Origin of the sequence: Paenibacillus flagellatus (assembly GCF_003217775.1) — a bacterium.
Lineage (GTDB): Bacteria > Bacillota > Bacilli > Paenibacillales > NBRC-103111 > Paenibacillus_AB > Paenibacillus_AB flagellatus.
The window spans coordinates 256,962-281,619 of the sequence record NZ_QJVJ01000005.1; the positions used below are offsets into that span (position 1 = coordinate 256,962).

Annotated in this window: 28 protein-coding genes; 10 read left to right on the forward strand and 18 right to left on the reverse strand. The window is 62.5% G+C overall.

Going from position 1 to position 24,658, the window contains the following annotated elements; genetic code table 11:
- Positions 1 to 21: 21 nt before the first annotated feature.
- The 3 genes from crcB to chrA are packed head-to-tail and all read right to left on the reverse strand — an operon-like array spanning position 22 to position 1,933.
- Positions 22 to 387, reverse strand: a complete 366-nt coding sequence (crcB, locus tag DLM86_RS13270) for a fluoride efflux transporter CrcB (RefSeq protein WP_110840494.1) — start codon at positions 385 to 387, stop codon at positions 22 to 24.
- Positions 384 to 779 carry a fluoride efflux transporter FluC gene (locus DLM86_RS13275; protein ID WP_158289457.1) on the reverse strand — a complete coding sequence of 132 codons (396 nt, stop codon included), beginning with the start codon at positions 777 to 779 and terminating at the stop codon, positions 384 to 386. Before DLM86_RS13275 ends, crcB begins: the two co-directional genes overlap by 4 nt.
- A gap of 8 nt (positions 780 to 787) precedes the next feature.
- On the reverse strand, positions 788 to 1,933 hold the full coding sequence (chrA, locus tag DLM86_RS13280; RefSeq protein ID WP_110840496.1) for a chromate efflux transporter: 1,146 nt from the start codon (positions 1,931 to 1,933) through the stop codon (positions 788 to 790).
- 131 nt (positions 1,934 to 2,064) lie between these two features.
- On the opposite strand from chrA, the gene DLM86_RS13285 reads away from it, so the two are divergent.
- Positions 2,065 to 2,370 (forward strand): rhodanese-like domain-containing protein, encoded by a 306-nt coding sequence (locus tag DLM86_RS13285; RefSeq protein WP_170143710.1) that lies wholly within the window; start codon positions 2,065 to 2,067, stop codon positions 2,368 to 2,370.
- 48 nt (positions 2,371 to 2,418) lie between these two features.
- On the opposite strand, the gene DLM86_RS13290 is transcribed toward DLM86_RS13285, so the two are convergent.
- The 3 genes from DLM86_RS13290 to DLM86_RS13300 form a co-directional block, all read right to left on the reverse strand.
- Positions 2,419 to 2,928 carry a shikimate kinase gene (locus tag DLM86_RS13290; protein ID WP_110840497.1) on the reverse strand — a complete coding sequence of 170 codons (510 nt, stop codon included), beginning with the start codon at positions 2,926 to 2,928 and terminating at the stop codon, positions 2,419 to 2,421.
- A 150-nt stretch (positions 2,929 to 3,078) separates the two neighbouring features.
- Positions 3,079 to 3,975, reverse strand: a complete 897-nt coding sequence (locus tag DLM86_RS13295; RefSeq protein ID WP_110840498.1) for an RNA polymerase sigma-70 factor — start codon at positions 3,973 to 3,975, stop codon at positions 3,079 to 3,081.
- 16 nt (positions 3,976 to 3,991) lie between these two features.
- Positions 3,992 to 5,326, reverse strand: a complete 1,335-nt coding sequence (locus tag DLM86_RS13300) for a phytoene desaturase family protein (protein WP_110840499.1) — start codon at positions 5,324 to 5,326, stop codon at positions 3,992 to 3,994.
- A 178-nt stretch (positions 5,327 to 5,504) separates the two neighbouring features.
- Between DLM86_RS13300 and DLM86_RS13305 the strand changes: the two genes are divergently transcribed.
- A complete protein-coding gene (locus DLM86_RS13305) occupies positions 5,505 to 5,819 on the forward strand; it encodes a hypothetical protein (RefSeq protein ID WP_110840500.1) in 315 nt (104 codons plus the stop codon).
- Here the strand turns inward: DLM86_RS13305 and gndA are convergent.
- The 9 genes from gndA to DLM86_RS13350 form a co-directional block, all read right to left on the reverse strand.
- Positions 5,816 to 7,228, reverse strand: coding sequence for an NADP-dependent phosphogluconate dehydrogenase (gene gndA / locus DLM86_RS13310; protein WP_110840501.1), 1,413 nt, complete (start codon positions 7,226 to 7,228; stop codon positions 5,816 to 5,818). The genes DLM86_RS13305 and gndA overlap by 4 nt on opposite strands.
- A 78-nt stretch (positions 7,229 to 7,306) precedes the next feature.
- The gene (locus tag DLM86_RS13315; protein ID WP_110840710.1) at positions 7,307 to 8,074 is read right to left on the reverse strand and encodes an SDR family oxidoreductase; all 768 of its coding nucleotides are present in this window, start codon (positions 8,072 to 8,074) and stop codon (positions 7,307 to 7,309) included.
- A gap of 35 nt (positions 8,075 to 8,109) precedes the next feature.
- Complete coding sequence (locus DLM86_RS13320) at positions 8,110 to 9,681, reverse strand: gluconokinase (RefSeq protein WP_211326523.1); 1,572 nt, start codon at positions 9,679 to 9,681, stop codon at positions 8,110 to 8,112.
- Positions 9,678 to 10,949, reverse strand: a complete 1,272-nt coding sequence (locus DLM86_RS13325) for a nickel pincer cofactor-dependent isomerase, group 22 (RefSeq protein ID WP_110840502.1) — start codon at positions 10,947 to 10,949, stop codon at positions 9,678 to 9,680. Before DLM86_RS13325 ends, DLM86_RS13320 begins: the two co-directional genes overlap by 4 nt.
- A 63-nt stretch (positions 10,950 to 11,012) precedes the next feature.
- Complete coding sequence (locus DLM86_RS13330) at positions 11,013 to 12,014, reverse strand: LacI family DNA-binding transcriptional regulator (RefSeq protein ID WP_110840503.1); 1,002 nt, start codon at positions 12,012 to 12,014, stop codon at positions 11,013 to 11,015.
- A gap of 269 nt (positions 12,015 to 12,283) precedes the next feature.
- Complete coding sequence (locus DLM86_RS13335; RefSeq protein WP_110840504.1) at positions 12,284 to 12,880, reverse strand: hypothetical protein; 597 nt, start codon at positions 12,878 to 12,880, stop codon at positions 12,284 to 12,286.
- A 378-nt stretch (positions 12,881 to 13,258) separates the two neighbouring features.
- Complete coding sequence (locus DLM86_RS13340; RefSeq protein WP_110840505.1) at positions 13,259 to 14,407, reverse strand: ABC transporter permease; 1,149 nt, start codon at positions 14,405 to 14,407, stop codon at positions 13,259 to 13,261.
- Entirely contained in the window at positions 14,404 to 15,567 is a 1,164-nt protein-coding gene (locus DLM86_RS13345) for an ABC transporter permease (RefSeq protein WP_110840506.1), read from the reverse strand. The genes DLM86_RS13340 and DLM86_RS13345 overlap by 4 nt, the downstream gene beginning before the upstream one ends.
- 16 nt (positions 15,568 to 15,583) lie before the next feature.
- Entirely contained in the window at positions 15,584 to 16,519 is a 936-nt protein-coding gene (locus DLM86_RS13350; RefSeq protein ID WP_110840507.1) for an ABC transporter ATP-binding protein, read from the reverse strand.
- Between the two features lie 181 nt (positions 16,520 to 16,700).
- Here DLM86_RS13350 and DLM86_RS13355 point away from each other — a divergent pair, with 181 nt between their 5' ends.
- The 4 genes from DLM86_RS13355 (at position 16,701) to DLM86_RS13370 (ending at position 19,879) form a co-directional block, all read left to right on the forward strand.
- Positions 16,701 to 17,840, forward strand: coding sequence for a sensor histidine kinase (locus tag DLM86_RS13355; RefSeq protein WP_158289458.1), 1,140 nt, complete (start codon positions 16,701 to 16,703; stop codon positions 17,838 to 17,840).
- A gap of 21 nt (positions 17,841 to 17,861) precedes the next feature.
- A complete protein-coding gene (locus tag DLM86_RS13360) occupies positions 17,862 to 18,512 on the forward strand; it encodes a response regulator (protein ID WP_110840509.1) in 651 nt (216 codons plus the stop codon).
- Between the two features lie 91 nt (positions 18,513 to 18,603).
- Positions 18,604 to 19,227: a YktB family protein gene (locus tag DLM86_RS13365; RefSeq protein ID WP_110840510.1), complete on the forward strand. Its 624-nt coding sequence runs from the start codon at positions 18,604 to 18,606 to the stop codon at positions 19,225 to 19,227.
- 112 nt (positions 19,228 to 19,339) lie between these two features.
- Entirely contained in the window at positions 19,340 to 19,879 is a 540-nt protein-coding gene (locus DLM86_RS13370) for a hypothetical protein (RefSeq protein WP_110840511.1), read from the forward strand.
- Positions 19,880 to 19,968: 89 nt separating this feature from the next.
- On the opposite strand, the gene DLM86_RS13375 is transcribed toward DLM86_RS13370, so the two are convergent.
- Positions 19,969 to 20,433, reverse strand: a complete 465-nt coding sequence (locus tag DLM86_RS13375; RefSeq protein WP_158289459.1) for a GNAT family N-acetyltransferase — start codon at positions 20,431 to 20,433, stop codon at positions 19,969 to 19,971.
- A 224-nt stretch (positions 20,434 to 20,657) separates the two neighbouring features.
- On the opposite strand from DLM86_RS13375, the gene DLM86_RS13380 reads away from it, so the two are divergent.
- Positions 20,658 to 20,888, forward strand: coding sequence for a hypothetical protein (locus tag DLM86_RS13380; protein WP_110840513.1), 231 nt, complete (start codon positions 20,658 to 20,660; stop codon positions 20,886 to 20,888).
- A gap of 81 nt (positions 20,889 to 20,969) precedes the next feature.
- Here DLM86_RS13380 and DLM86_RS13385 read toward each other — a convergent pair whose 3' ends face one another.
- Together DLM86_RS13385 and DLM86_RS13390 are read right to left on the reverse strand one after the other, a co-directional pair.
- Complete coding sequence (locus DLM86_RS13385; protein WP_110840514.1) at positions 20,970 to 21,392, reverse strand: NUDIX hydrolase; 423 nt, start codon at positions 21,390 to 21,392, stop codon at positions 20,970 to 20,972.
- A gap of 111 nt (positions 21,393 to 21,503) precedes the next feature.
- A complete protein-coding gene (locus DLM86_RS13390) occupies positions 21,504 to 22,103 on the reverse strand; it encodes a nitroreductase family protein (RefSeq protein WP_110840515.1) in 600 nt (199 codons plus the stop codon).
- Between the two features lie 139 nt (positions 22,104 to 22,242).
- Here DLM86_RS13390 and DLM86_RS13395 point away from each other — a divergent pair, with 139 nt between their 5' ends.
- The 3 genes from DLM86_RS13395 (at position 22,243) to DLM86_RS13405 (ending at position 24,624) form a co-directional block, all read left to right on the forward strand.
- Positions 22,243 to 22,629, forward strand: a complete 387-nt coding sequence (locus DLM86_RS13395; protein ID WP_110840516.1) for a winged helix-turn-helix transcriptional regulator — start codon at positions 22,243 to 22,245, stop codon at positions 22,627 to 22,629.
- Positions 22,630 to 22,873: 244 nt separating this feature from the next.
- Complete coding sequence (locus tag DLM86_RS13400) at positions 22,874 to 23,602, forward strand: ABC transporter ATP-binding protein (protein WP_110840517.1); 729 nt, start codon at positions 22,874 to 22,876, stop codon at positions 23,600 to 23,602.
- Positions 23,599 to 24,624 carry an ABC transporter permease gene (locus DLM86_RS13405; RefSeq protein ID WP_110840518.1) on the forward strand — a complete coding sequence of 342 codons (1,026 nt, stop codon included), beginning with the start codon at positions 23,599 to 23,601 and terminating at the stop codon, positions 24,622 to 24,624. The genes DLM86_RS13400 and DLM86_RS13405 overlap by 4 nt, the downstream gene beginning before the upstream one ends.
- Positions 24,625 to 24,658: the final 34 nt, after the last annotated feature.

Sequence of the window (24,658 nt, forward strand, 5' to 3'; positions counted from 1 at the left end):
CTCCCTTATGCTGTGGACGCGTCAAATCGATCGACCGACGCAATATCCGATATAACACCATGCGATTCCGAGCGAATAAGTCGCCGCTATGTAACCGATCAGCGCGCCGTAGCGCGACTGCCGGGCGAGAGCGACGAGCTCCGCCTTGAAGGTGGAAAACGTCGTATACGCTCCCATGAAGCCGGTCCCCGCCAGCAGCGAGACGGCGTGTCCCCAATCGGCGCCGACGAGCAGACCGAGCGCGAAGCATCCGGTCAGGTTTACTGTCAGTGTACCATACGGGACCGCGCTTTGGAATCGCCCTCCAATCTTTTTGGAGACGTAATACCGGGCCACCGCCCCGAGAAAGCCGCCTGCCGCCACCAGTCCGACGTCGGTCCACATCATGCCGTCTCCCCTCCGTCCGACCGTGCGGCCGCCAGTCTGTCCCCCGCCCATGCGAGAGCGATACCGCCCCACATGCTCGTCACGATGTAGACGACGGCCAGCCAGCCCTGCCCGCCGTCGATGAACCGAACCGTCTCCGCGCTAAACGTCGAAAACGTCGTATACGAGCCGACGAAGCCGGTCGCCATCGCCGTCCGGGCCCTTTCGGACAAGCTCGTTCGCGCCAGTCCCCCGCCGAGCATCCACCCCAAAGCAAAGCTGCCCGTCCAGTTGCAGAACAAGGTCGCCGCGGGGAACAGCGCAGGCGGGACGAAAGGTTCGAACGCCGCGCCGATCGCGAAGCGGAGCAGGGCGCCCCCAATGCCGGCCAAGCCGACGAACAAATAGGTCATGAGCCCCGTCAGCCTCCCGACGCCGCGGTCGCCGCCCAGCCGGCGATGCCGCCGGCCAGGACGAGCCAGGCCGAATTCCATTTATACCGGACCAGAACGAGGAACGCCGCGGCGGCCAGCGCCCCCGTCGTCCAGTCGACGACCGACGAGACGGCGAGCTTCCCGCTAACGGCCGTCATCATCGCGAGCGAGGCGACGTTAACCCCGTCGAGAAAGCCGGACGTGCGCGGATGCGACCGCAGCCTGGCGGCCCAACGGCCGATCAACGCGATGAAGACGAACGCCGGCAAAAAGATGCCGGCCGTCGCCGCCAGCGCCCCCGGTCCCCCATGGACGAGGTAGCCGACGAACGTCGCCGTCGTGAACAGCGGTCCGGGCGTAAACTGGCCGACCGCCACCGCGTCCATCAGCTGCCCGGCGGTCAGCGCCGCCGTCCGGTCGACGAAGTCCGCCTGCAGGTAGGCGATCAGCACGTAGCCGCTGCCGTACAGGACGGAGCCGATTTTCAGAAAAGTGAAAAACAAGGCCGCAAGCGACAAGCCCGCCGGCTTGAGCGCCGAAGGCTCGGCTGCCGCGGCCGCGGCGGCCATCGCCGGCCAAGGCGCGAACGAGGCCGCGCCGCCGGGAGCGATACGCCCCGACAGGGCGGCGCCGATGAACCCGGCAGCCAGAAGGACGGGAAGCTCGTTCGCCCCGAGCGCGACCGCCGCCAAGGCGGCGACGCCAAGCGCCAGCGTCGTCCGCGATTTGACGGCCGTCCGGGCGAGGCTCCAGAGCGCCTGCGCCACGACCGCGACGATGACCGGCTTGATCCCGTACAGGACGCCGGTCAGCTCGGGCAGCGTCCCGTAGCGGACGTACAGCCACGCGAGCAGCCAAACGATCAGCATCGCCGGCGCGATGAAGCATATGCCGGCCGCAAGCAGCCCCGGCCAGCCGGCCCGCTTGTAGCCGATATGGATCGCGAGCTCCGTCGAGTTCGGGCCGGGGATCAAGTTCGCGGTGCCGAGCATGTCGAGAAACGATTCCCGGTCGACCCAGCCTCGCCGCTTGACGATTTCCTCGTCCATCATGGCGATGTGGGCGGCCGGTCCGCCGAACGCGGTCGTCCCGAGCTTCAGGAAGACGAGCGCCACCTCGGTAACGTTGCGCATTTACGATCACCTGCTTGCTGAGAACGAATTGACTTCTCCGATTCGTTCCCCTATGATTAGCGTGACTATTCGTCGTCCGATTCCGATCGCTTCCTTCGGAAGCGGCGGCGGGCGGCAAGGAGGATACCCTCATGAGCGATATCGTATCGATCGATCCGTCCGACGTGAAGCTCAGACTGGAAGCCGGCGAGCGGCTGACCGTCGTCGACGTGCGCGAGGACGAGGAAGTCGCCGCGGGCATGATTCCCGGCGCCAAGCACATCCCGCTGGGGCAGCTGCCGGAGCGTCACGAGGAAATCGACCGTTCCGGAGGCGAGATCGTTCTCGTCTGCCGCAGCGGTAACCGGAGCAGCCGCGCCTACGGCTTTTTGGAGTCGATCGGCTACACCGGACTGAAAAACATGACCGGCGGCATGCTCGCCTGGGAGAAGCTGTAAGGCGCTAACGCTGCGCCTTGCAGCTTTTTTCGTTGCCGGGAAGTCGTCTTACCGCGCGAGATGCGCGGCGATTTCGTCCGCGATCCGCTCGACGGTCTTGTCCGACGTATCGATGCGGACGTGCGCGAAATCGTAGGCGTGCTTGCGCTGCCCCAGCAGCGTACGGACCCGTTCGCGCAAATCTCCCTGCAGCAGAGGGCGATTCGGATCGTCCTTCACCCGGCGCACGATCGTCTCCTCGTCCGCGGTCAGCGCCACGACGAGGCCGTTCGCCGTCATGATCGCCCGGTTCTCCTCCGCCAGCACGGCTCCGCCTCCGGTCGCCACGACGCGTCCTTCGACGCCCTCGAGCTCCCGCCGCAGCGCCTCCGTCTCCGCCCGGCGGAAGTACGGCTCGCCCTTGTCCGCGAACAGCTGCGGGATCGTGGCCTTCTCCGCTTCCTCGATCGAGGCGTCCAGGTCGACCCGCTTCCAGCCGAACCGCTGCGCCAGCTCGTGCGCCACGGTCGATTTGCCCGTGCCCATAAATCCGATCAACACGATGTTGCGCGCATTCATTCGCTCGCGCCCCCCTTCCGTTCTGTTTCCTATCCTATCATAACGGCTCCCCCGCGAAAAAGAAACCGTCGCACGCAACGATCTCGCCGCCCGCGACACGATTAAACGCCAAAAAAGCGCCCCGCAGGGAGCGCCCGGCGCTTCGGACATTCAACCGTTCGCGTCCAGAAACCGGTTGATTTTATCCGGATTCGACACGCTGTAGATGCGACGGAGCACCCCGTCGCGGACGTCGAACGTAACGACCCAGACGGCCGCCTCGCCCCAACGCGTGACAAGACCCGGTCCGCCGTTGATCGTCCGCCATTCGTAGCGAAGCTCCTCCCCGTACTTGTGCCGAATCCCTTCGAAAAACCGCAAAATGCGATCCGCTCCGAGCAGCGGGTTGATCGCCGCCCGTACTTTGCCGCCCCCGTCGGTCAGCATGACCGCATCGGCCGCCAGCAGCTCGAGCAGCCGCGGCACGTTGCCCCCGGCGAGCGCTTCGACGAACTGCTCGACGACCGCCCGGGCTTCGCCTTGCGCCGGCGCGGCGGCCGGAATCGCCTTCGCCTCGGGCCCGCCGTGTAAGCTCCGCTTCGCCCGGCGAAATATTTGCCGGCAGTTGGCCGCCGTCTTGCCGACCATGTCGGCGATTTCCTCATAGTCGTACTGGTACACTTCGCGCAGCAGGAAGACTGCCCGTTCCGTCGCCGACAGCTGCTCGAGCAGCAGCAGGTAGGCGGTCGAGATCGACTCCTTGAGCGCGAACGATTCGTACGGATCGTCGGCCGAGACGTCCGTGGCGAGCGGCTCCGGCAGCCACGGTCCGACATACGTCTCCCGCTGCCGGGTCGCCGACTTCAGCCGGTCGAGACACCGGTTCGTCGCCATCTTGCACAAATACGCCTTCATGTTGCCGATACGAGACTCATCGACGCCCGCCGAGGCGACGAACGTATCTTGAACGATATCTTCGGCGTCCGCCGCGCTGCCGAGCATCCGGTAAGCGAGCGAAAACAGAAGCGGCTTGTAAGACGCGTACCATTGCTCCGTGGACGTGGTCATGAACGTTTCCCCCCCGTTATCCGCCTATCGATACGATGCGGTCGGCCGCGGCCGATCCGCCGGACGATTCGGCGATCGCTTGAACGGCGCGCGCCGCGCTGGCGACGGCCGCGTCCGCCAGCTCCTCCCCGTGCCCGGCCCAGTCGCCGGCGACATACAGGCCGCGTATGCCGGGCACCTCCGGGCCGATCCACGGCGCGGGCGAACCCGCCGGACGCGTCTCGTACATCGCCGTGAGCCGCGGCAAAAATTGACGCCGCACGACTTGCCCGCGCCAGCCGGGGACGACGACGTCGAGCGCCGCCTCCAGATCGGCCTCGTCGCGCGCCGGGTCCATCCGGCTCGCGTCGGCGTACTTCGCCAGCGTGGCGACCAGAATGCCGTCGTCGGCCATCTTGGCGCCCAGCGATTGGGCGCTGAAAAACACAGGCGTATCGAGGCCGACCGCCAGGTTGCGCCCCGGCTCCGGCGCGCGCCGAAGCGCGATATCGAGCGCCGCGACCGTCACCGGGCGGGCTTGCCGGCTCCACGCCTCCAGCGCCGCCGCAGGCTCCCCGCCCTCGACGAGCTTGCAGGCGGCGGCCGGCGGGACGGCGGCGATGACCGCCGACGCGTCGAACGCCGTGCCGTCGGCGCAGCGGACCCGTCTCGCCTCCCCGTCCTCCCGCTCGATGCGGACGGCGGCGGTGCCGGTCAAGACGCGTGCGCCGGCCCGCTCGGCGGCCTCCTTCAAGCCGTCGACGAGCGTCTGCCAGCCGCCGTCGATATAGTGGACGCCGTCGACGACCGAATGGCGCGCCTGGCGCAAAAACGTTTCCGCCCGCAGCGCGCTGACGTCGGAGCGGAACGTCCACGTCCGGCTGAGGGCGTATAAATAGTGGCGGACCATCGGGTCGCGGAAGCGTCCCTCCGCCCATTCCCGCAAGCTTGCGCCGCCCGCCGAGCTCGGATCAAGCCGGCCGAGGCCGGACAGAAACGACGCCAGCTCGAATTTGCCGGTCCACGACAGCAGCTTCGCCTTCAATAAAGTGCCGACCGATACGGGCATCGGATAAGCGGCGCCCTTCCACAGCCCGAGCATGCACAGCGGCGGCGTCCCGCCGCTCGGGAGCAAGCCGAGCCGCCGGTACGTCCGGTACGCTTCCCCGCCCTTATACAAGGCGTGAGGGCCGAGATTGAACGAGACCCCTTCTTTGCGCACCGTAGCGGCCCGGCCGCCGGCCCGACCCGCTTTTTCCAGCACCGTCACCCGGTGTCCCGCTCCGGCCAGCCATACCGCGGCCGTCAAGCCGGCCAATCCTCCTCCTACGATCACCGTGCCCGCATCGATCCCCTTGTGTTTCACCGTCATCGTCACCACACCTTTCGACGTTATACCCGCATGACGATCGACGGCACTTATTTGTGACAAATCGGGACCGATCGGCGACGGGTTTCGGCGGGTTCAGCCAAACATTGTGAATAATTTCCATCGCGAATCGTAAAGTTAATAGTAAACCTTCTACGCCGAAAAGGAGTTGACCGTTCCGATGCAGCATGCCGCCGTTCCGAAAGCTTCGCACAACCGGCTCGCCCAAATTTTGAGCCCGAACCACCCGCTGTGCAAGGAAGACGTCGTCTGGGTGCTCGAATACGTGAAAAAAAAGGTGGCCGAGCAGGACCCCCGGTTGCTGGACCTGTCTCAGCCACGCCTGTTGAAAAACTTTCAGCATTTCGCCGAAGCGGCCACGATGCTGATGCAGCGCCGACCTTGCTACGGCAACGAAGCGGACAGCCTTCGCAGCTCGCTTCGCGAAGCGGCATACGGCTTGCTGACGCCCGCTCCGGGGGAACGGACGCCTTAATCCATCCAGTGGAAGTGGAACGTCCCCTCTTTATCCACCCGCTGGAACGTATGCGCTCCGAAGTAGTCCCTTTGCGCCTGCAGCAAGTTCGCCGGCAGCCGCTCCGTCCGGTAGCTGTCGTAATACGCCAGCGCGGACGCGAAGCACGGCACCGGAATTCCCCGCGAGACGGCGACGGAGACGACTTGTCTCCAAGCATCCTGGTAAGACTCCACGACTTCCTTGAAATACGGATCGAGCAGCAAGTTGCGCAAGCCCGGCTCGCGGTCGTACGCGTCCTTGATGTTTTGCAGGAAACGGGCGCGGATGATGCAGCCGCCGCGGAAAATCATCGCGATGTTGCCGTAGTTCAAATTCCAATCGTATTCGTCGGAAGCGGCGCGCATTTGGGCGAACCCTTGTGCGTAAGAGCAAATTTTGCTGGCGTACAGCGCCTTGCGCACCGCTTCGACGAACGCCGCCTTGTCCGGCGTCTCGCCGGTCGTTTGCGGCCCCTTCAGCAGCTTGCTCGCCTGCACGCGCTCGCTCTTCATCGCCGACAGCATGCGTGCGAACACCGACTCCGTAATGATCGAGAGCGGCACGCCGAGATCGAGCGCGCTTTGGCTCGTCCATTTGCCGGTGCCCTTCTGCCCCGCCGTATCGAGAATGACGTCGACCATCGGCTTGCCGGTATCCGGGTCCGTTTTCGTGAAAATGTCGGCCGTAATTTCGATCAGATAGCTGTCCAGCTCGCCCTTGTTCCATTCCGAGAAAATTTCGTGAAGCTCCTGGGTGTTCAGCCCGAGCACTTCTTTCAGCAGCTGATACGCTTCGCAGATGAGCTGCATGTCGCCGTACTCGATGCCGTTGTGTACCATTTTCACATAATGGCCGGCGCCGCCCGGACCGATGTACGTGCAGCACGGATCGCCGTTCACTTTGGCGGAAATCGCCGTAAGGATCGGCTCGACGAGACGGTAGGCGTCCTCTTGGCCGCCCGGCATGATCGCCGGACCTTTGAGCGCCCCTTCCTCGCCGCCCGATACGCCCGTACCGATAAAGCGGATGCCCTTGCTTTCCAGCTCCTTGTTGCGGCGCTGCGTATCCGGGAAGTAGGCGTTGCCGCCGTCGATCAAAATGTCGCCCTCTTCAAGAAGCGGGACGAGCTGGTTGATCGTATCGTCGGTCGGCTTGCCGGCCATGACCATGAGCAATATTTTGCGCGGACGCTCGAGCGACTGCACGAACTCTTCGACCGTATAGGTCGGCACCAAGTTTTTGCCTTTCGCTTCGTTCGCGATGAGATCGTCCGTTTTCTCGCGGGAACGGTTGTACACCGAGACGGTAAAACCGCGGCTTTCGATATTGAGCGCCAGGTTTTTGCCCATTACGGCTAGGCCGACGACGCCGATTTGTTGTTTCGACATGGATTCTCAACCACCCTTATCCGAAGTATGTATACGTCTCAAACAAAAAGTCGCACGAACCTATTTTATCCCATTCGGTCAAATTGTCATAGCCCCAAATCCGCCGTCGACCCGAAGCAGCGTTCCCGTCACGAATCCGGACGCCCGCTCGGACGCCAAATAGACGGCCGCGCCCTGCAGCTCGCTCGCTTCGCCGAACCGGTTCATCGGCGTATGCGACATGATGGAGGCGACCCGCTCGGGGGACAAAATTTTGCGGTTTTGCTCGGCCGGGAAGAAGCCCGGGATGATCGCGTTGACGCGCACGCGGCTCGGCGCGAACTCGCGCGCCAAAAACTTCGTCACGTTGTTGACGGCCGCCTTCGACGCCGAATACGTAAACACCTTCGACAGCGGCGGCTCGGACGAGACGGACGAAATGTTGATGATGCTGCCGCCTTCGCCCTTCTCGACCATATGCTTGCCGAACACTTGGCAGGCGAGGACGACGCTTTTCAGGTTGACGTCCATGATCGAGTCCCATTCCTCCATCGTGATATCGAAAAACGGCGTCGCGCTGTTTTTGCCCGGGCAGTTCATGAGCACATCGACGCGGCCGGTCCAGGCAAGCACGTCGGCCAGTACGGCGCGCAAATCCTCGACGCTCGTCGCGTCGGCGCTGAAGCTTTTCGCGTTGCCGCCGACTTCCTCGATCTGCTTGACCACCTGCTCGCACTTCTCCTGATTGCGGCCGACGATGGCCACGTCCGCGCCGTGCCCGCCGAGCGCCACCGCCATGGCGCCGCCGAGCGTGCTGTTCCCTCCGATGATGACCGCCGTTTTCCCCGTCAAATCGAACAAATTCATCATGATTCATCCTCCCCGTTATCGCCGAACGGCGGTTATGGCTGGCGTCCCCCGACGTGCTGTTTTTGAAACGCCGCGATCGCGTCGAACTGGTCCTTCAATTGGTGGTAGACGGCGCTGTAGATCGCCGTCAGCTCCTTGTAAACGGCATGGTTGCTTCCGTTCGGCTCATGGCGCACGGTGGAGCGCACCCAGTCGTGCACGGACGAAAAGTCGCGAATTTCGCCCATCGCGAGCAAGCCGAGCAGCGCCGCGCCGAGTCCGGAGCTTTCGATCGAATCCGGCACCGTCACCGGCGTATTCAGCACGTCCGCCATCATCTGGCGCCAGAACGGCGAGCGGGCGAAGCCGCCGGACGCGCGGATTTCGTTCGTCTTGCCGCCGAGCTCCTCGAGCGCCGTCGCGACGGAATGGATCCGGTAGACGACTCCTTCGAGCACGGATCGGATCATATGCTTCTTCTCGTGAAACAGCGACAGTCCGAAAAATACGCCGCGGGCGTTGGCGTTCCAGTACGGCGCCCGTTCGCCGGCCAGCAGCGGCAGGAACAGGAGACCGTCCGAGCCGGGAGCGATCTCGGCCGCCAGTCCGGTCAAGTAGTCGTACGGATCCATCCCGCGGCGGCGTCCTTCCTCGGCTTCCAGCGTGGCCAGCTGGTCGCGCACCCAGCGGAACATGATGCCGCCGTTGTTGATCGAGCCCCCGACGACCCAGAAATGTTCCTTCAGCGCATAGCAAAACAGACGGCCTTGCGGGTCGGTCAACGGCTCGCTCACGGCGCCCCGCACCGCGCCGCTCGTGCCGATCGTGACGGCGTAGACGCCTGGCTCGAAGGCGCCGACGCCGAGGTTCGCCAGCACGCCGTCGGAAGCGCCGACGACGAACGGCGTGTCGGCCGCGAGCCCCAGTTCCGCAGCGTACTGCGGGGACAGCCCCTGTACGACGTGCGTCGTCGGCACCGGCTCGGAGAGCTGCTCCCGCGTCACGCCGGCGACGTCGAGCGCCTCGTCGTCCCAGGCGAGCTTGCGCAGATTGAACAGGCCGGTGGCGCTCGCGATCGAATGGTCGACGACGAACGTGCCGAACAGCTTGGCGAAGACGAACTCCTTGATGCCGATAAACTTGTACGTACGGGCGACCAGCTCCGGCTCGTGCCGGTTCAGCCACATCAGCTTGAGCAGCGGCGACATCGGATGGATCGGCGTGCCGGTGTTCCGGTAGATGCCGAGCCCGTTCCGCTCGGCTTTAAGCGGGCCGACGAGCTCGGCGCCCCGGTTGTCCGCCCACGTGATGCAAGGGGTGAGCGGGTTCAGCTCGCGGTCGACGGCGATCAGGCTGTGCATCGCCGAGCTGAACGAGACGCACAGCACGTCGGAGGCGGCGATGCCGGCCTTCGCCGCGACTTCGCGGATGCCGCGCACGACGGCCGCGAATAGTTCGAGCGGGTCCTGCTCGGCCCGGTCCGGCGTAGGCGTATGGAGCGGATATTCGATCGAACGGGAGGCGAGCACCCGTCCGTCCCGGTCGATGACGAGCGTTTTCGCGCTCGTCGTGCCGAGATCGGCGGCGATGACGTATCGTTTCGTACGGTTGGCGATGTCGGTCATTTCGGCAAATACCCCTCGTCGTCGAACGTCCAATCGTACGGCTCCGTCAACACTTCGATATCCGGATGCCGGCGCGCTTCCTCCAGCATGTTCACGGAAATTTCGATTTCGCCGAGATGCAGCGTGTCGCGGATGCGGACGAGCCGGCACGTCGTATAATCGAGAATGTTGCACGTTTTGACCGCGGCCTTGATCGCGTACAAGTCGTTTTCGAGCGTCGTCGCCTGCTTCGTCGGCGCGCAGACGGTCGAGGTGAGGCCGTTCGCGTACGTGCCGGGCCAGTCGGTTTTGTCCGCAAGGCGCTGTGTCGTGAAGTCGGCCGTGCCGACGCCGTTCGCGTTGCCCTTCGATTCGGGCGTCAAGTCGAGGACGACCATCTTGGACACGTCCGGCCCGCCGTGGGCGTAGGGCGTCGGGTAACGTCCCGTCACGTTCGGGTCCATCCCGTCGCCGCTAATGTTTTTGCCGATGTAGTCGATGACGAGCACGTCGATTTGGTCGAACAGCAGCTTCGGCAGGCGCGACTTCGCTTCCTCGAGCAGCTGCTCCTCCCGCTTCTCGATATCGGCCGCGGGGAGCACCTCGACGCGGCACGTCTCGTCGTAAGCGTTCTCGACGAGGGCGACGCCGAAGACGATCGGCAGCTTGTTCAGCATGATGTTCGCCATCGCGGGCACGTTCTCGGCCATATATTTGAAGCCGAGCTGGTGGCACGCCTCGGCGCCCTTCTGCTTGCCGAGCCCGATGGCGATCATTTTCATGATGCCGCTTTCGATGCGTCCGCGGAAGGCGGTATGCGGCTTCACCCGGTTGATGACGACGATGGCGTCGGCCTCGTAGGCGTACTTGTCGACGTAGACCGGCAAGCCGTTCGGCATTTTGTCGATTTGGACGACGTCCATCGACGACAAGATCGGGGCGCCCATCGCTTCCTCGGTGACGCCGAGATGGTGCAGCACGTCGCGCTGCCCTTCCGCCGTGGCGCCGCCGTGGCTGCCCATGCACGGCACGATGAACGGCTCGGCGCCGGCCTCCTTGATCGCGTCGATCGTCACGCGCGTGAAATCGGCGATGTGCGCCACGCCGCGGCTGCCGACGGCGACGGCGACCCGCTGCCCCGGCTTGATCGCGTCGATCGCGCCCGGCTTGGCCAGCTCGGCGCGCAGCGCGCCGGCGTAGTCGTCGACTTTCGCGGCGTCGAATTTTTGGCGAATCCGCACCATTTGCGGAATCGGAATGTCGTCCAGCAGCGTTCGCAATATGCTCATCTTTGGGATGGCCTCCTTGTCCTCGTTTCCATGTCCGGACACGTTCGTGCCGGGCCCGCTTGCCTATAGGTTCCGCACCGAATCGCGTATGACGAGCTCGGTATCGACGTACACCGTCTCCTTCGCAGGCGAGCCGCGCTCGATGTCGCGCAGCAGCTTCTCCGCGCCGATCCGGCTGATCGTCTCGACGGGCCGCTTCACCGTCGTCAGCGCCGGCGACAAAAACGCGGAAAAGACGTCGTCGTCGAAGCCGCCGACGGAAATATCGCCCGGCACGGTGAGCCCGTGCTCGGCAATCGCCTTCATCGCCCCGACCGCCATCTCGTCGCTCGAGCAGAAGACGGCGGTTGGCAGCGGCGACGTCCGCAGCAGCTCCTTCATCGCCCGGTAGCCCCCCTCGAGCGTATAGCCGCCGACCGCCTGATAGCGGGCGTCCGCCGCGATGCCGTACCGGCCGAGCGCTTCGAGGTACCCGTCCTTCCTCGCCTGCGACGACTTGAACGTCTGCTTCCCTTCGATGATGGCGATCGTCCGGTGCCCTTGCCGGATCATATGCTCGACGATACGGTAAACGCCCGCCCTGTCGTCGGCGAGCACGTTGACCGGCGACAGCCGTTCGGCATTCCGGTTCAGCACGACGAGCGGAATCCCCTTGTCGTGAACGTAACGGATGAACGCTTCGTCGCGGTCGCTCTGGCTCATGACGATGACGCCGTCGAACGTTTTGCGCGTAACCGCCGAGAAGTTGCCTTCGTAATCGTCGATCGCATTCACGATCAGATGATACGCGGAATGGATCGCGCCGTGGACGCCCTTGACCGTCTGTTGGAAAAAGTTGGAAGACGTCCCCGTCGACAGCGTCGAAAAAAACAGGCCGATATGATACGATCGCGACAGCACCAAGCTTTTCGCGCTGTAATTGGGCGTATAGTCGAGACGTTCGGCGATCGCCCGTATTTTCCGCTTCGTCTCCTCGTGGATCAGCGGGCTGTCGTTCAACGCCCGCGATACGGTCGTATGCGACACGCCCGCCATCCTCGCGATGTCTTTGATCGTAACGGTCATCCTACCACCTCAAGCGTTTCGTCAGAACCGCACTTCGTAACCATGCGCTCTTGTCGCCTTGATCATAGCACATCATGCACACGTTAACAAGAACGAATCGGCGCGGCCGTCCTCGTTCTCGGCCGACATAGCGGCGTCGGCTCGGAAGGGATCCGGCGCAATCCGAAAGGCGTTCGCCGGCCGCTTCCGGCGCAAGCAAAAAGGCCGTCCGCTCCCCCGCCTCCGGGGCCGAGCTGACGGCCGCTACCTCGTATCGTTATCGTTCATGCTCACATTTCCAGCTGCAGCATCTCGCTGCGCATCCCTTTCAACCGTTCTTTGCAGGCCGCCGTCTTCTCCGCGTCGCCCGCTTGCATCGCTTCGTGGAGCACGGCAAGCTCGTAATCGAGCTCGAGCCGCAGCACCGCCGCGCGCTCCTCCGCCCGCTTCGATTTGAACGCCTGGATCATTTCGTCCAGCGTCACGACGGGCTCCTTTTGAAACAGCACCTTGTGCTCGACCCCGGATATTTCCACCATGCGGATAATTTCGCCGAACATAATGTTTTCGATCACGATTTGACGTTCGCGGAACCGCTTCACGATGGCGTGCCCGCGCGTATCCCCGATCATTTTCTCCATCAGCTCGGACAGCTTCTCGTCCTTGAACGAGTAGTCGCCGACGATTTTGTAGCGGTCTCCGATCCGTTGAAACTTCAGCTTGATCAATTTGCGGCCGGTGCGGATCGAAATGACGAACTGCTGTTCGTTTTCGTTCCAATACAAGGAGTAGCCTTCCTGGATGAGCGACTTGATGAAGTTGCGGATTTGCCGGCGGTCAAAACGCAACTCCAGGTTGCAATATTCCACTTCGTAACTTTTATTCACGGCAATCCCCTCCCTAGTAACGATGGAACACCCTTGCTCGACCAACAACTTCTCGGCGTTCCCGGCCGCATGTTCGTCGTATTGCGTCCGCCTGCGGCCGCGGAGGCGCGCCGTGCGCCGCGATTCCGTACCCGTTTCGGTTTAGGTAAGTTTTGACAGAATGTTCAGACAACTTCGTTTGCTTACTACTATCTTATTATGGATCATATGTTTTAGCAACTTGGATTATTGATTATTTTTTAAGCCGGACGGGCGGAAAACGAAACAGGCCCGCCCCGGCGGGACGACCGTCCGACGGCGCGGCGGGGCTGCGAACGGCAAAAGCCCCGCCCGCCCCGAAGGGGCGAAAGCGGGGCGAAACGGGCGGCGCCGCTGCGCTTACGATTGTTCGTTCGGCTTCAGGACGATGGCGCCGAAGCCGAGCAGAACGACCGCGAACAAGCCGAGTATCGCCAAGTTCAACGAAACGGCCGCGATCGTCTCGCCGGCGGCAAGCCGCTGCAGCGCGTCGATCGCCCATCGCTGCGGCACGACGAGCGACAGCTTCTGCATGAAGTCCGGCGTAATCTCGACCGGCCAGAAGCAGCCCCCGAGCATGCAGGTCGGCACGACGACGAGCGAGTTGATCGAGCTCAGATGGTTCGGGTTTTTGACCATCCCCGCGATGGCGCAGCCGATGCCCATGGCGGCCAGCAGGAAACATTCGATGACGAGGAAGTGCGCCCAAAATCCGACCCCGTAATCGAACCGGAGCACGTACCGCGAGAACAGCAGAACGATGATCGTCTGCAGCGTTCCGACGGCGAAGCTGCCGGCGAAATTGCCGAAGGCGATTTCGATCGCCCGGACCGGCGCCGTATACATGCGGGACATCGTTTTATTCTCCCGATCGTCCACGACGGCCGACACCGAATTGTTGACGAGGCCGAGCATGAACAGGAACAGCATGCCGGTCGCCGTCGCGACGGCCGGATTGACGGACAAGTTGAAATCCGTTTTCTTGACGCTCACCTGCTCCTTCTCCTGCTGGCGCACGATGCGCTCGATCGCCTGCTTCAGCTCCGTCCCCGCGAGTCCCGACGCTTTCGCGTATCCCGCCGCCTGGGCGACGTCGCGGACCGACTGCTCGAGCCGAAGCTTCAGGACGAACGTCGTTTCGTCCATTCTGCGCTGGATCAGCTCGACCTCGGGCGTCTCGCCGCGCATCGACCTCTCGCCGAACGACTCGGGAACGATGACGGCGGCCGTCGCCTTCCGGTCGCGTACCGCCGCTCTTGCCGATTCCGCGCTGTCCGCCGGCGCCAGCTCGAACGTCCCCGCCTTCGCGATTCCGTCGGCGATATGGGCGCCCATCCCTTCCCGGTCCCCGTCGAAGTACGCGACCGTCGGCCGCTCGTCGGACGAATGCCCGAGAAGACCGATGACGAGCGCCACGACGATCGACGGAACGAGCAGGAAGAGCAATATGCCTTTCTTGGTGCCGAGCGTGCGGCGGATCAAATTCAATGCGATAGGAACACTGTTCATCGATACCCCACCTTCCGGAATACGCCGATCGAGACGGCCAGCAGCGTCGCCCCGATGGCGGCCATGATGCCGATGCCGCCCAGCAGCGGTTCTAGCTCGGAGCCCGTCATGATGCGCATGACGCTATCCGTCGCCCAGTAGCTGAACGTGAAATGACCGGCACGCTCGAGAAACCCGTGAATCTGCGTAAAGCCGCCGCTCAGCAGCGTCATGACGATAATGACCGTCTGGAACGCGGCGATCGCCGCCCGGCCGGACTTGACGAGCAGCGAGACGAGCAGCGCCATGCTCATCGACGCGATCACGGCGATGACGACGACGAGCGCGAGCAGTCCCCAACGGTTCCCCCAATCGACTCCGTACAGCCAAGCCGTGCCGCCGATAATGACGGCAGCCTGCAAAAGGGCGAGCAGCCCTTGACCGAGCATTTTGCCGGCGATGACGGTCGAGGACGATACGGGCATCGCGGCGAGCCGCTCCAGCGTATGGCCGGCCTTCTCTCTCGCCAAGCTGTTCGCCGCGAGCATCCCGGCGTACAGAAGGAACATGATCAGCTCCGCCGCCGCGTAATATTGGAGGGCGGATACGGACTTCGCCTCCTTGTTCAAGCTTCCGATGCGAACGGGGGTATCGCCTGCCGGCGCGGTTCCCGTCATCCCCGCGGACGCGGTCGGGCCCCCGCCCATCGCGATCCGGATCGCCTGCATCGCATTCGTCTGGCGGACGAACGCGCCGAGCGCGTTTTCCGCGGTCATGTTTTTGAGCCGGTCGCGGCCGTGCATCATTTCCCATTCGGCGGGCTTCCCTTGCAGCACCGACTCGCTGAAGCCTGCCGGCACGACGAGACCGAAATCGGCGTCACCCGCCCGCACCGACGCTTCCGCCTCCTCTCGCGTTCCGACGTAGGCCGGCGTGACATACCGGGCCATGTCCTTGTTATCCAGGAACGAACGGATACCGGACGCAAGCGCGCCACCGTCGGCCAGCACGACCGACACCCGCGCCGGCTCGATCGTTCGGTCCTCTTGACTGAACGCATCCTCCAGCGCGTTGCCGAGGATCAGGATGAGCGTGAACGGGAGAAGAAACAAGACGAAATAAAACGCGCGGGTTCGGGTCATCCGGACGATTTCCGTCCTCATTACGGTCCACAAGCGCATGCTGTCACTCCCCTCCTCAATCCCGCAGCGTACGGCCGGTCAACGACAGGAACACCGTTTCCAAATCCGGCTCCACCCGGGTCAGCGTCTGAATCGATACTTCGTGCTTCGACAGGATGAACAAAATGTCTTGCAAATACGAGGACGACGACGGCAAATAGACGGTCAGTTCGTCCCCCTCGACGTCTACGCGCTGCACCATTCGATGCTCGCGCAGCTCTTCGATCGCGGACAATTTCGCGCCGTCCGTCCGGATGACGAGCTTCTCCTCGCGCGCCAGCTGGCGGACCAGCTCCTCCTTCGTGCCGCTTGCGATCAAACGGCCGTGATCCATGATGCCTATGCGCGTGCCGATCGCTTCGACTTCTTCCATATAGTGGGTCGTATAAATGATCGTCGAGCCGGACCGGTTCAGCGTCCGAACCGATTCCAAAATATGATTCCTCGACTGCGGATCGATGCCGACCGTCGGTTCGTCCATGATGATCAAGCTCGGGCGGTGCGTGATGGCGCAGGCGATGTTCAGCCTCCGCTTCATGCCGCCGGAATAGGCGCCCGGCTTATCCTTTTGCCGGTCGAGCAGTCCGACGAAGCCGAGCGCTTCGTCCACGCGGCTTTCCAGCTCCTTGCCCCTCAGCCCGTACAGCTTGGCGAAAAACGTCACGTTTTCCCGTGCGGTCAAATCTTCGTAGATGGCCAAATCCTGCGGCACGACGCCGATCCGCTTCTTCACCTCGAGCGGATGCGATCGAACCGACAAGCCTCCGATCGTAATGTCGCCGGAATCCGGCTTGAGCAGCCCGCACATCATTTTGATCGTCGTGCTTTTGCCGGCGCCGTTCGGTCCGAGCAGCCCGTATACTTCCCCTTCGCGAATCCCGAAGCTCAAATGGTCGACCGACAGCTGGCTGCCGTATCGTTTGACCACATCTTTCGCTTGCACGTAATCCATTCCGACCCTTCCTCCTTCGCGTCTTCGACGGTTTCGATTGATTTCATTGTAACGCGCCCCGGCCGTCGTAGCAGGTAGAATAAGTCATCCCGACGACATGACGAAAGTCACCAAATTTCCGATGGACCTCCCTGCGACGGCGAGTATAATGGAGGGGAAGCTGAATTCCGGAGGAATGCTTGTGCCTGCGCCGCTCCGCGCGACCCGCTACTTGCTCGTCATCGTTCCCGCCGTGTCCGGGCTGTTCCTGTCGGACATTCGTTCTTATTCGCTGTATACGCTGTACGCGCTGGCGCTCGTCTGGCTCGTCCAGATCGGCGACAAGCTGCGCGGCCGTCCGGTTCGGGCGATCGCGTTGGGAGGCGAGATCGGCCTCGCCTTCTGGATATGCTGGACGTACGGCGGCATCGCCCACGCGATGCTGTTCTCCCCGCTGCTGGCCGTCGTCGAGGCACGGAGCCGGTTCGCCGCCTTTGCGCCGGCGGCCGTGCTGCTCGCCGCCGTGAACGTTTCGGCCTCGTCCGCGACGCCGTCCGTCCGGCTTGCGCTCAATCTGGCGCTCGTCGCCTGGGCGGCCGCCTTGTACGCGCTGCGCGCCGCTTCGTCCGGCATGATCCGGGCCGAATCGTACAACGACGCGCTGCGCCGCAAACATTACGAGCTCGAGGAAGCGCGCAACCGGCTGGCCGATTATGCCGCCAAAGTCGAGCATCTGGCGCAGGTCGAAGAGCGGAACCGGATCGCCCGCGACATTCACGACGAGCTCGGCCATAAGCTCGTCCGGCTTAAAATGATGATGGACGCCGCCTGTGCGGTTATTCCCGGCCAGCCGGACAAAGGGTTCGAGCTCGTCCGGCAAGTGCGCGACCAGCTGACCGACAGCATGGACATATTGCGAAGCACCGTCCGCAACATGAAGCCGCGCGAGGCGGAGCACCCGTATTCGCTGGCCGCCCTGATCGAAGATTTGGGCAAGCAAAACGGCATCCGGCTCGACTTCGCCACCGAAGGGATGCCTTACCCGCTCTATCCGAGCGAGGAGATCGTCCTGTATCGCAACGCGCAGGAGGCGGTGACGAACGCGATCCGTCACGGCGGCGCCGACGCGTTCCGCATCCGGATTTCGTACGGGGAGCGGCAGGTGGTCATGACCGTGTCGAACAACGGGGCCGTGCCCGAGTCGATCGCCCGCAGGGGGCTCGGCTTGAGCGGCATGGAGGAACGGGTCGCGCTGCTCGGCGGCTCGCTCGCCTTCGAGCTGGGTCCGGAATTCGCGGTCACCACCGCCATCCCGAGACACCGCAAGCCGGACGAACGTTAACGAACCGAGGGGGAAACTGTCATGAGCGACATCCGGCTGTTGATCGTCGACGACGATCCGTTTATACGCGAAAGCTTGAAAATGATCGTGGAGCTCGATCCGGACATTACGGTGGAAGGCGTCTGCACGAACGGAGAGGAAGCGGTCCGGTTCGTCGCGGAGCGCGAATCGGTGAACGTCGTCCTGATGGACATCCGCATGCCGGTGTGCGACGGCGTGGAAGGGACGAAACGGATCAAGGCGGCCCGGCCCGACGTCGCCATCCTCATCCTGACGACGTTCGACGACGACGAGTACATCATCGAGGCGCTCAAAAACGGCGCCGGCGGCTATCTGCTCAAAAACATTCCGCCCGACCGCATCGTCGAAGGGATCAAAACCGTCCGCCGCGGCAGCGTGCTCATTCATCCCGACATCGCCAAAAAGCTGACCGTCTTCCTCCACCCCGCTTCGGCCCCCGCAGAAACGGCCGACAAACGACTCGCCGATTACGGCTTGACCGCCTCCGAGCGGCAAATCGTGGAGAAAATCGCGGAAGGGCTGTCGAATAAAGAAATCGCCCAAGAGCTGTTCTTGAGCGAAGGCACGGTAAAAAACTACATAACGGAAATATTGGGCAAGCTCGGCTTGCGCGACCGGACCCAGATCGCCATCTTTTATTTGAAACGGTAAGCCGAAGGAGCCGATCGATCCCGTTTGCGCCCGGCCTCCGTTCTGGTGTACGATTTGGCGAGACGGCTACAAGACACGCAGGAGGATTACGATGACCTTTCCGACATTCGACGCATCCGATTTCGACGTATTCGCCATTCCCGGCCTCGCGCCGCGCATGGAGGCGCTGATCGAGCGCGTCCGTCCGAAGCTGACGGCGCTCGGCGCCGAGCTCGAGCCTTATTTGTCCGTCCTGTGCGGAGAGCCGATGTTCGCGCACGTCGCGAAGCACGCCCGCCGGACGATCAACCCGCCCCAAGATACGTGGGTGGCGTGGGCGAACAGCAAGAAGGGGTACAAAGCCCACCCCCATTTCCAGGTCGGGCTATGGTCGACCCACCTGTTCGTGCAATTCGCCCTCATCTACGAAAGCGGTCAGAAGGAAACGTTCGCCCGCCATCTCGAGCGCAAGCTCGACGAAGTGCGCCGCGACATTCCCGGCCACTTCCGCTGGTCGACCGACCATATGCAGCCCGAATCGACGCCGCAGGACGAGCTTGGCGACGAAGGCTTCGCCGCCCTGATCGACAAGCTGAAGCGCGTGAAAAAAGCCGAGGCGCTGTGCGGCATCCGCATCGAGCGCGACGATCCGCTCCTCTCCGACCCGGACAAGCTGGCCGAAACGGTCAAACGGACGTTCGAGCGGGTCATGCCGCTGTACCGGATGGCGTTTTAACCGGTACGGCTTCGCCGCCCGGCAAGGGCGGTGCTTGCCGCCGACGCGTATGATCGACCAATCTTTGGAACAAACTACCCGGGAACGAATACGAAAAGGAAGGTGATGTTCCATGAACGGCCGTCATGCGCTGAAACGTCTTGCGCTCGGCGCCGTCGTCCTCGGCGTGTCGGGGACGATCGCTTTATCCGCGCCCGAAGCGTACGCGCAAGCCGCACCGTCCGAGCCGGCCGCCCCGGAGGCGCAGCGGAGCTCGCCGGGCGCCGATCCGTCCGCAGGCGAGCGCGGCGAGATCAAGCGGCATAAACGCTTTTTCCTGTTCGAGGACGCCGCCGCCGTGATCGGCATCGACAAGGACGAGCTGAAAAAGCAGCTGAAGGAAGGCAAAAGCTTGGCCGAAATCGCCAAAGCGAAAGGCATCCGCGAGGACGACCTGATCGACAAGCTGGTCGCCATCCGGACGCAAAAAATCGACGAAGCGGTCAAAGCGGGCAAATGGCCGCAAGAAAAAGCGGACCGGATCAAGCAAAAGCTGCCGGACCATTTGAAAACGCTCGTGAACCGGAAGGATTGGAAGGAACGGAAGGACGACAAGCCGCACCGTCATCCGCACCCTCAAGAAACGGGAGCGGACGAATCGTCCGCCGAATGATCGATCAGCATGCGAACGAGCCGACTCCGCCGCGACGGAGCCGGCTCGCTTTCGTCGCCCGGCCGTTATCGTATGCCGCGATACGCCCGTTACGTCAGCCGTTTCGCCATCTTCACGCTCCGGCCTTCGCGTCCGACGACCGCATACCCCTTGCTCTCGTAAAACCCGACGGCGTCCGACCAGTCGTGAATCGTTTTGAGCATGACCGACGTATAGCCGCGCTCCTTCGCCTTCCGTTCCAGCGCGTCGATCAACCGGCTTGCCAAGCCGTTTCTGCGGTACGGCTTCCCGACGGACATCCGCACGATGCGTCCCGTTGCTTCGTCCGCCTCGACCAAGGCGCCGCAGCATACGACCCGGTCGTCGACCGAGCCGGTCAGGAAAACGTGTCCTTTATCCGCGTAACTTTGCGCAATATCGTCCAAATCCGGATTCAAGGATTCGTCGAGAAACCCGAAATGTTCCTTCAGCCCTTCCAGCACCAGCCGTTTCGCCTCCAAGTGCTGGCTTTCCCGAATCGGCGCGATGACGACCTTCGACAAATCGACATCCATCGTTCCCCGGCTCCTTTCCCCGTATTCGACGCAGGGTACCGCTTGAAGTTTCGCGGACAAAATTTTCACATTTGTGTAACCGTCTTTTAAGGTTATTTTAATGTTCATTATTTAAATTATTTATAAGAGCTGTACGATCGAGGCATTCCTAGCGAAGCGGCCGCGCTTCGTCGACTTATTGGGGCGCGGAAGCGAGGCGGACCGATACGAAAGGATGGTTTCCGATGAGAACGTTGATACATTTCCAGAATAGGCGCATTCCCGTTTACTTCATAAATTCGACGTCGAAAAAGGCGTACAACAAGCTGCTGAAAGCGTTGGAGACGAAAATCGAAACGGGCAAATCGGCGATGAAAAAATGTTTGGCTTCGCTCATCAGCATCGAAATCGACGGAGGCGAAGCGATTTTGCACTGCCTCAACGAAAACGACTCGCTCGCCTTGTCGCTGTATTGATCCGGCCGAACGCGGACAAGCCCCCGACCTTCCTTGCGGAAAGTCGGGGGCTTGCCGTTTTGCGCCGGGATGGCGCAGAGGTTACAAGGAACCGCGGCCGCTTTTGTTCCGGATATAATCGAGCAAAAACGCCCGGTCCTCCGGAAACGAAAGCGAAAGCGATTCGATTTCGCCGGCCGTTTTCCACGCGATGTCGTGAATGAGTCCGTCCGGATCCTGGATCGCGGCCGTTCCGCCGACGAGCTCGATCTCGTAGTACGTCACCGAAAACTCGACCGAGCCGACCGTTCCTTCCTTGCCGAATACCTGTTCGACGACCCGCGCCCGGAAGCCGGTCTCTTCCCATACTTCCCGGACGCAGCATTGCTCGAGGGTTTCCCCCGCTTCCATGCCGCCGGAAGGGACGGACCACCGCTTCTCTTCGTCCGGCTTCCCTTGCAGCACCATCAGCAGCCGTCCCGCCTCGTCGACGCAGACGCCAGCCGCGCCGTGCCATTTGTCCATGAACCGTCACCGCCCTCGTACTAGTTCGTGGCGATCGCCATCGTTCATGCCGATCGATTCCATTGTGCCACAACGGGACAGTACGGGGGGTGACGATTTACCGAATTTTGCTTAGCGGAACACTTTCAGACGGTCATCGACCGGGCTGAACTGCTTCTCGCCCGCCGGCGCCAACGGTTGGCCGAACGGCAGCTGCGCCACGAGCTGCCAAGTGGCCGGAAGGTTCCATTCCGCGCGCACGCTGTCGTCGATGAGCGGGTTGTAGTGCTGCAGCGAAGCGCCGAGCCCTTCGTTTTCCAGCGCGGTCCAGACGACGAATTGCAGCATGCCGTTCGATTGCTGCGACCAGATCGGGAACCGGTCGGCGTAGGTCGGGAATTGCGCTTGCAGCCCTTCGACGACGGATTGGTCCTCGAAGAACAGGACGGTGCCGTAGCCGCCGCGGAAGCCGTTCATCCGCTGCTGCGTCGATTCGAATTGATCCGCCGGGACGATCGATTTCAGAATGGCGGTCGTCATGTCCCACAGCTTGTCGTGCTGCTCGTTCAGCAGAACGACGGCGCGGCCGCTTTGGGAGTTGAACGACGACGGCGTATGCTTGACCGCTTCGCGGACGATTTCCACAATTCGATCGTCCGAGATGGGGGACGTCTTCCCGATGCCGTAAATCGATCTTCTTTCGCGGACGGAAGTCAAAAAGTCTTTGGACATTCTGGTTCTCTCCTCTTTTCTTATGATTCGTACAGTTGCTATTTTAATTCTACAACTATAAAATGTGAAGTACGAAAATAATTTATATGTGGTGAATAAAAGTATACTTAGTTACTTATTGTAACAGGAGGTATCCCAGATGTCCGAACCGTTCTGCCCTATCGCTTGCCGCGCCAACGTGTCCAAAGTGCTGGAAATATTCGGCGGCAAATGGTCGTTTCTCGTCCTCGATTTGCTGTTCTCCGGCACGAAGCGGTATAACCAGCTGCATCGCCAGCTGCCGCAAATCAGCTCGAAGGCGCTGTCCGACACGCTCCGCCACCTGGAATCGCACGGCATCGTCGACCGCCGCGTCTACGCGACGACTCCGGTGACGGTCGAATATTCGCTTACGCCGAAAGGAATCGACTTTCAAACCGTGCTGCACGAAATGGACGCATGGGGGATCAAATGGCTGGACGACGTGCAGCACGAGAAAAGGGCGTCAACGCCCGAACCGGCCGTCGCTCCGGATAACCGGGCGTGACGCCGTCGCTCCGCTCCCGCCTCCGCCCGATTCATCCAAACGGCATTTCCGGCGAGTTCTCCCTTCCCGATCCCTCCTTCTGTTCAGCCGTAACGTGCCGGATCGCGCCTCCACCGCGATTCGGCGGCGGTTATCGTACGGCATCCCCAAAAAAAGTGAGTGCTTGCTCATTTACAACATCACATCCGATGACGTAGACTAATAATGAGTGATTACTCACTTCAACAGAGAGGATGGATGCGACATGACACGGACGGATTGCATCCGATTGGAGTCGGTCGGGCGGAATTTCGGCGGCAAGACGGTGCTCGAAGGCATTACGCTTGCCGTCAACGAATCGGAAATATTCGGACTGCTCGGGCCTTCGGGCTCGGGCAAAACGACGCTCGTCAAACTGATCGCGGGCATCGACGAGGCGAGCGCGGGCGACGTCTACGTGCTCGGGGAGCGGATGCCGAAGCTGGCGCAGCTGCGGCGCATCGGCTACATGGCGCAGTCGGACGCGCTGTATGCCGAGCTGACCGCCCGCGAAAATATGGAGTTTTTCGCGGCGCTGTACGGGCTGGCGGGCGGCCGCCGTAAGAAGCGGATCGGCGAGACGATCGAGCTCGTCGGCTTGACGGCGCATTTGAACCGCCCCGTCCGCAGCTACTCCGGCGGCATGAAGCGCCGGCTGTCGCTCGCGATCGCGCTCCTTCACGAGCCGCCGGTGCTTCTATTGGACGAACCGACCGTCGGCATCGACCCCGTGCTTCGCCAGTCGATTTGGCGGGAGCTCGAGTCGCTGGCCCGGTCCGGCACGACGGTCGTCGTCACGACGCACGTCATGGACGAGGCGGACCGCTGCCACCGGCTCGGCCTGATTCGCGACGGCCGGCTGATCGCCGTCGGCACGCCCGAATCGATGAAGCGCGAAACCGGCTCGGCTACGATCGAGCAGGCGTTTCTCCGTTACGGAGGTGCCGCCGGATGAGAATTCGCGCGCTCATTATCCGCATTTTGCGCCAATTTTGGCACGACAAGCGCACGCTCGCGCTCATGATCGTCGCCCCGATGCTCGTTCTGCTGCTCATGTCGCTCGTCTTCAACGGGGAGCCGTACCGGCCCGAAATCGCCGTCGTGCAAGCTCCCGACAGCTTCGTCCGGAAGCTCGAGCAAAGCGACGCAATCGTTCGCCGCTACTCCGCGGAGGAGGCCGAACGGGCGCTGGCCGACGCCCGGATCGACGCGATCGTCTCGATCGAAGGCGGTGCGCCGTCCGTCCGGCTGGAAGGGAGCGACCCGTCCGCGAACAAAGCCGTCCTCCTGCTGCTGCAGCACGCCGTCCGGGCATTGAACCCGGCCGCCGCCTCGGCGGAGCCGGCCGTCGCGTATTTGCACGGATCGGCTTCGATGGCCGCCTTCGACCATTTCGGTCCGGTGCTGATCGGCTTTTTCGTCTTCTTTTTCGTCTTCCTGCTGTCCGGCGTCTCCTTTTTGCGCGAACGGACCGGCGGCACGCTGGAGCGGCTGCTCGCCTCCCCGCTGCGCCGCTGGGAAATCGTCGTCGGCTACGTGACCGGCTTCGGCCTCTTTACGACGATTCAGTCCGCGCTCATCGCCTGGTTTGCGATCGACGTTCTCGATATGCGGATGGCCGGCTCGTTCGTCTACGTCCTGCTCGTGACGCTGCTGCTTGCCGTCACCGCGCTGACGTTCGGCACGTTTTTGTCCGCATTTGCCAACAACGAATTTCAGATGATACAATTTATTCCGTTGGTTATCGTGCCGCAGGTGTTTTTCTCCGGCCTGTTCAATATGGACACGATGGCCGAATGGCTGCGCTGGATCGGCCGGCTCATGCCGCTTTCATACGGCGCCGACGCGCTGCGGGACATCATGATCCGCGGCAAAGGCTGGGCGGATATCGCGACCGACGTTTACGTCCTGCTCGGCTTCTCCGCCGTCGTCCTCGTTTTGAACGTATTCGCGCTGAAGAAGCATCGGCGCATCTGAACGAAATCGCAAGCGACATGCCCGTTTCGAGAGG

Coding starts and splice junctions, on each gene's coding strand:
- DLM86_RS13370 (WP_110840511.1), top strand. CDS start 19,340: ATGAACGGCCGTCATGCGCTGAAACGTCTTGCGCTCGGCGCCGTCGTC.
- DLM86_RS13400 (WP_110840517.1), top strand. CDS start 22,874: ATGACACGGACGGATTGCATCCGATTGGAGTCGGTCGGGCGGAATTTC.
- DLM86_RS13360 (WP_110840509.1), top strand. CDS start 17,862: ATGAGCGACATCCGGCTGTTGATCGTCGACGACGATCCGTTTATACGC.
- DLM86_RS13275 (WP_158289457.1), bottom strand. CDS start 779: ATGACCTATTTGTTCGTCGGCTTGGCCGGCATTGGGGGCGCCCTGCTC.
- DLM86_RS13300 (WP_110840499.1), bottom strand. CDS start 5,326: ATGACGGTGAAACACAAGGGGATCGATGCGGGCACGGTGATCGTAGGA.
- DLM86_RS13405 (WP_110840518.1), top strand. CDS start 23,599: ATGAGAATTCGCGCGCTCATTATCCGCATTTTGCGCCAATTTTGGCAC.
- DLM86_RS13395 (WP_110840516.1), top strand. CDS start 22,243: ATGTCCGAACCGTTCTGCCCTATCGCTTGCCGCGCCAACGTGTCCAAA.
- DLM86_RS13340 (WP_110840505.1), bottom strand. CDS start 14,407: ATGAACAGTGTTCCTATCGCATTGAATTTGATCCGCCGCACGCTCGGC.
- DLM86_RS13375 (WP_158289459.1), bottom strand. CDS start 20,433: ATGGATGTCGATTTGTCGAAGGTCGTCATCGCGCCGATTCGGGAAAGC.
- DLM86_RS13330 (WP_110840503.1), bottom strand. CDS start 12,014: ATGACCGTTACGATCAAAGACATCGCGAGGATGGCGGGCGTGTCGCAT.
- DLM86_RS13290 (WP_110840497.1), bottom strand. CDS start 2,928: ATGAATGCGCGCAACATCGTGTTGATCGGATTTATGGGCACGGGCAAA.
- DLM86_RS13320 (WP_211326523.1), bottom strand. CDS start 9,681: ATGACCGACATCGCCAACCGTACGAAACGATACGTCATCGCCGCCGAT.
- DLM86_RS13390 (WP_110840515.1), bottom strand. CDS start 22,103: ATGTCCAAAGACTTTTTGACTTCCGTCCGCGAAAGAAGATCGATTTAC.
- DLM86_RS13345 (WP_110840506.1), bottom strand. CDS start 15,567: ATGCGCTTGTGGACCGTAATGAGGACGGAAATCGTCCGGATGACCCGA.
- DLM86_RS13385 (WP_110840514.1), bottom strand. CDS start 21,392: ATGGACAAATGGCACGGCGCGGCTGGCGTCTGCGTCGACGAGGCGGGA.
- DLM86_RS13305 (WP_110840500.1), top strand. CDS start 5,505: ATGCAGCATGCCGCCGTTCCGAAAGCTTCGCACAACCGGCTCGCCCAA.
- DLM86_RS13350 (WP_110840507.1), bottom strand. CDS start 16,519: ATGGATTACGTGCAAGCGAAAGATGTGGTCAAACGATACGGCAGCCAG.
- crcB (WP_110840494.1), bottom strand. CDS start 387: ATGATGTGGACCGACGTCGGACTGGTGGCGGCAGGCGGCTTTCTCGGG.
- DLM86_RS13325 (WP_110840502.1), bottom strand. CDS start 10,949: ATGAGCATATTGCGAACGCTGCTGGACGACATTCCGATTCCGCAAATG.
- chrA (WP_110840496.1), bottom strand. CDS start 1,933: ATGCGCAACGTTACCGAGGTGGCGCTCGTCTTCCTGAAGCTCGGGACG.
- DLM86_RS13380 (WP_110840513.1), top strand. CDS start 20,658: ATGAGAACGTTGATACATTTCCAGAATAGGCGCATTCCCGTTTACTTC.
- gndA (WP_110840501.1), bottom strand. CDS start 7,228: ATGTCGAAACAACAAATCGGCGTCGTCGGCCTAGCCGTAATGGGCAAA.
- DLM86_RS13315 (WP_110840710.1), bottom strand. CDS start 8,074: ATGAATTTGTTCGATTTGACGGGGAAAACGGCGGTCATCATCGGAGGG.
- DLM86_RS13295 (WP_110840498.1), bottom strand. CDS start 3,975: ATGACCACGTCCACGGAGCAATGGTACGCGTCTTACAAGCCGCTTCTG.
- DLM86_RS13285 (WP_170143710.1), top strand. CDS start 2,065: ATGAGCGATATCGTATCGATCGATCCGTCCGACGTGAAGCTCAGACTG.
- DLM86_RS13365 (WP_110840510.1), top strand. CDS start 18,604: ATGACCTTTCCGACATTCGACGCATCCGATTTCGACGTATTCGCCATT.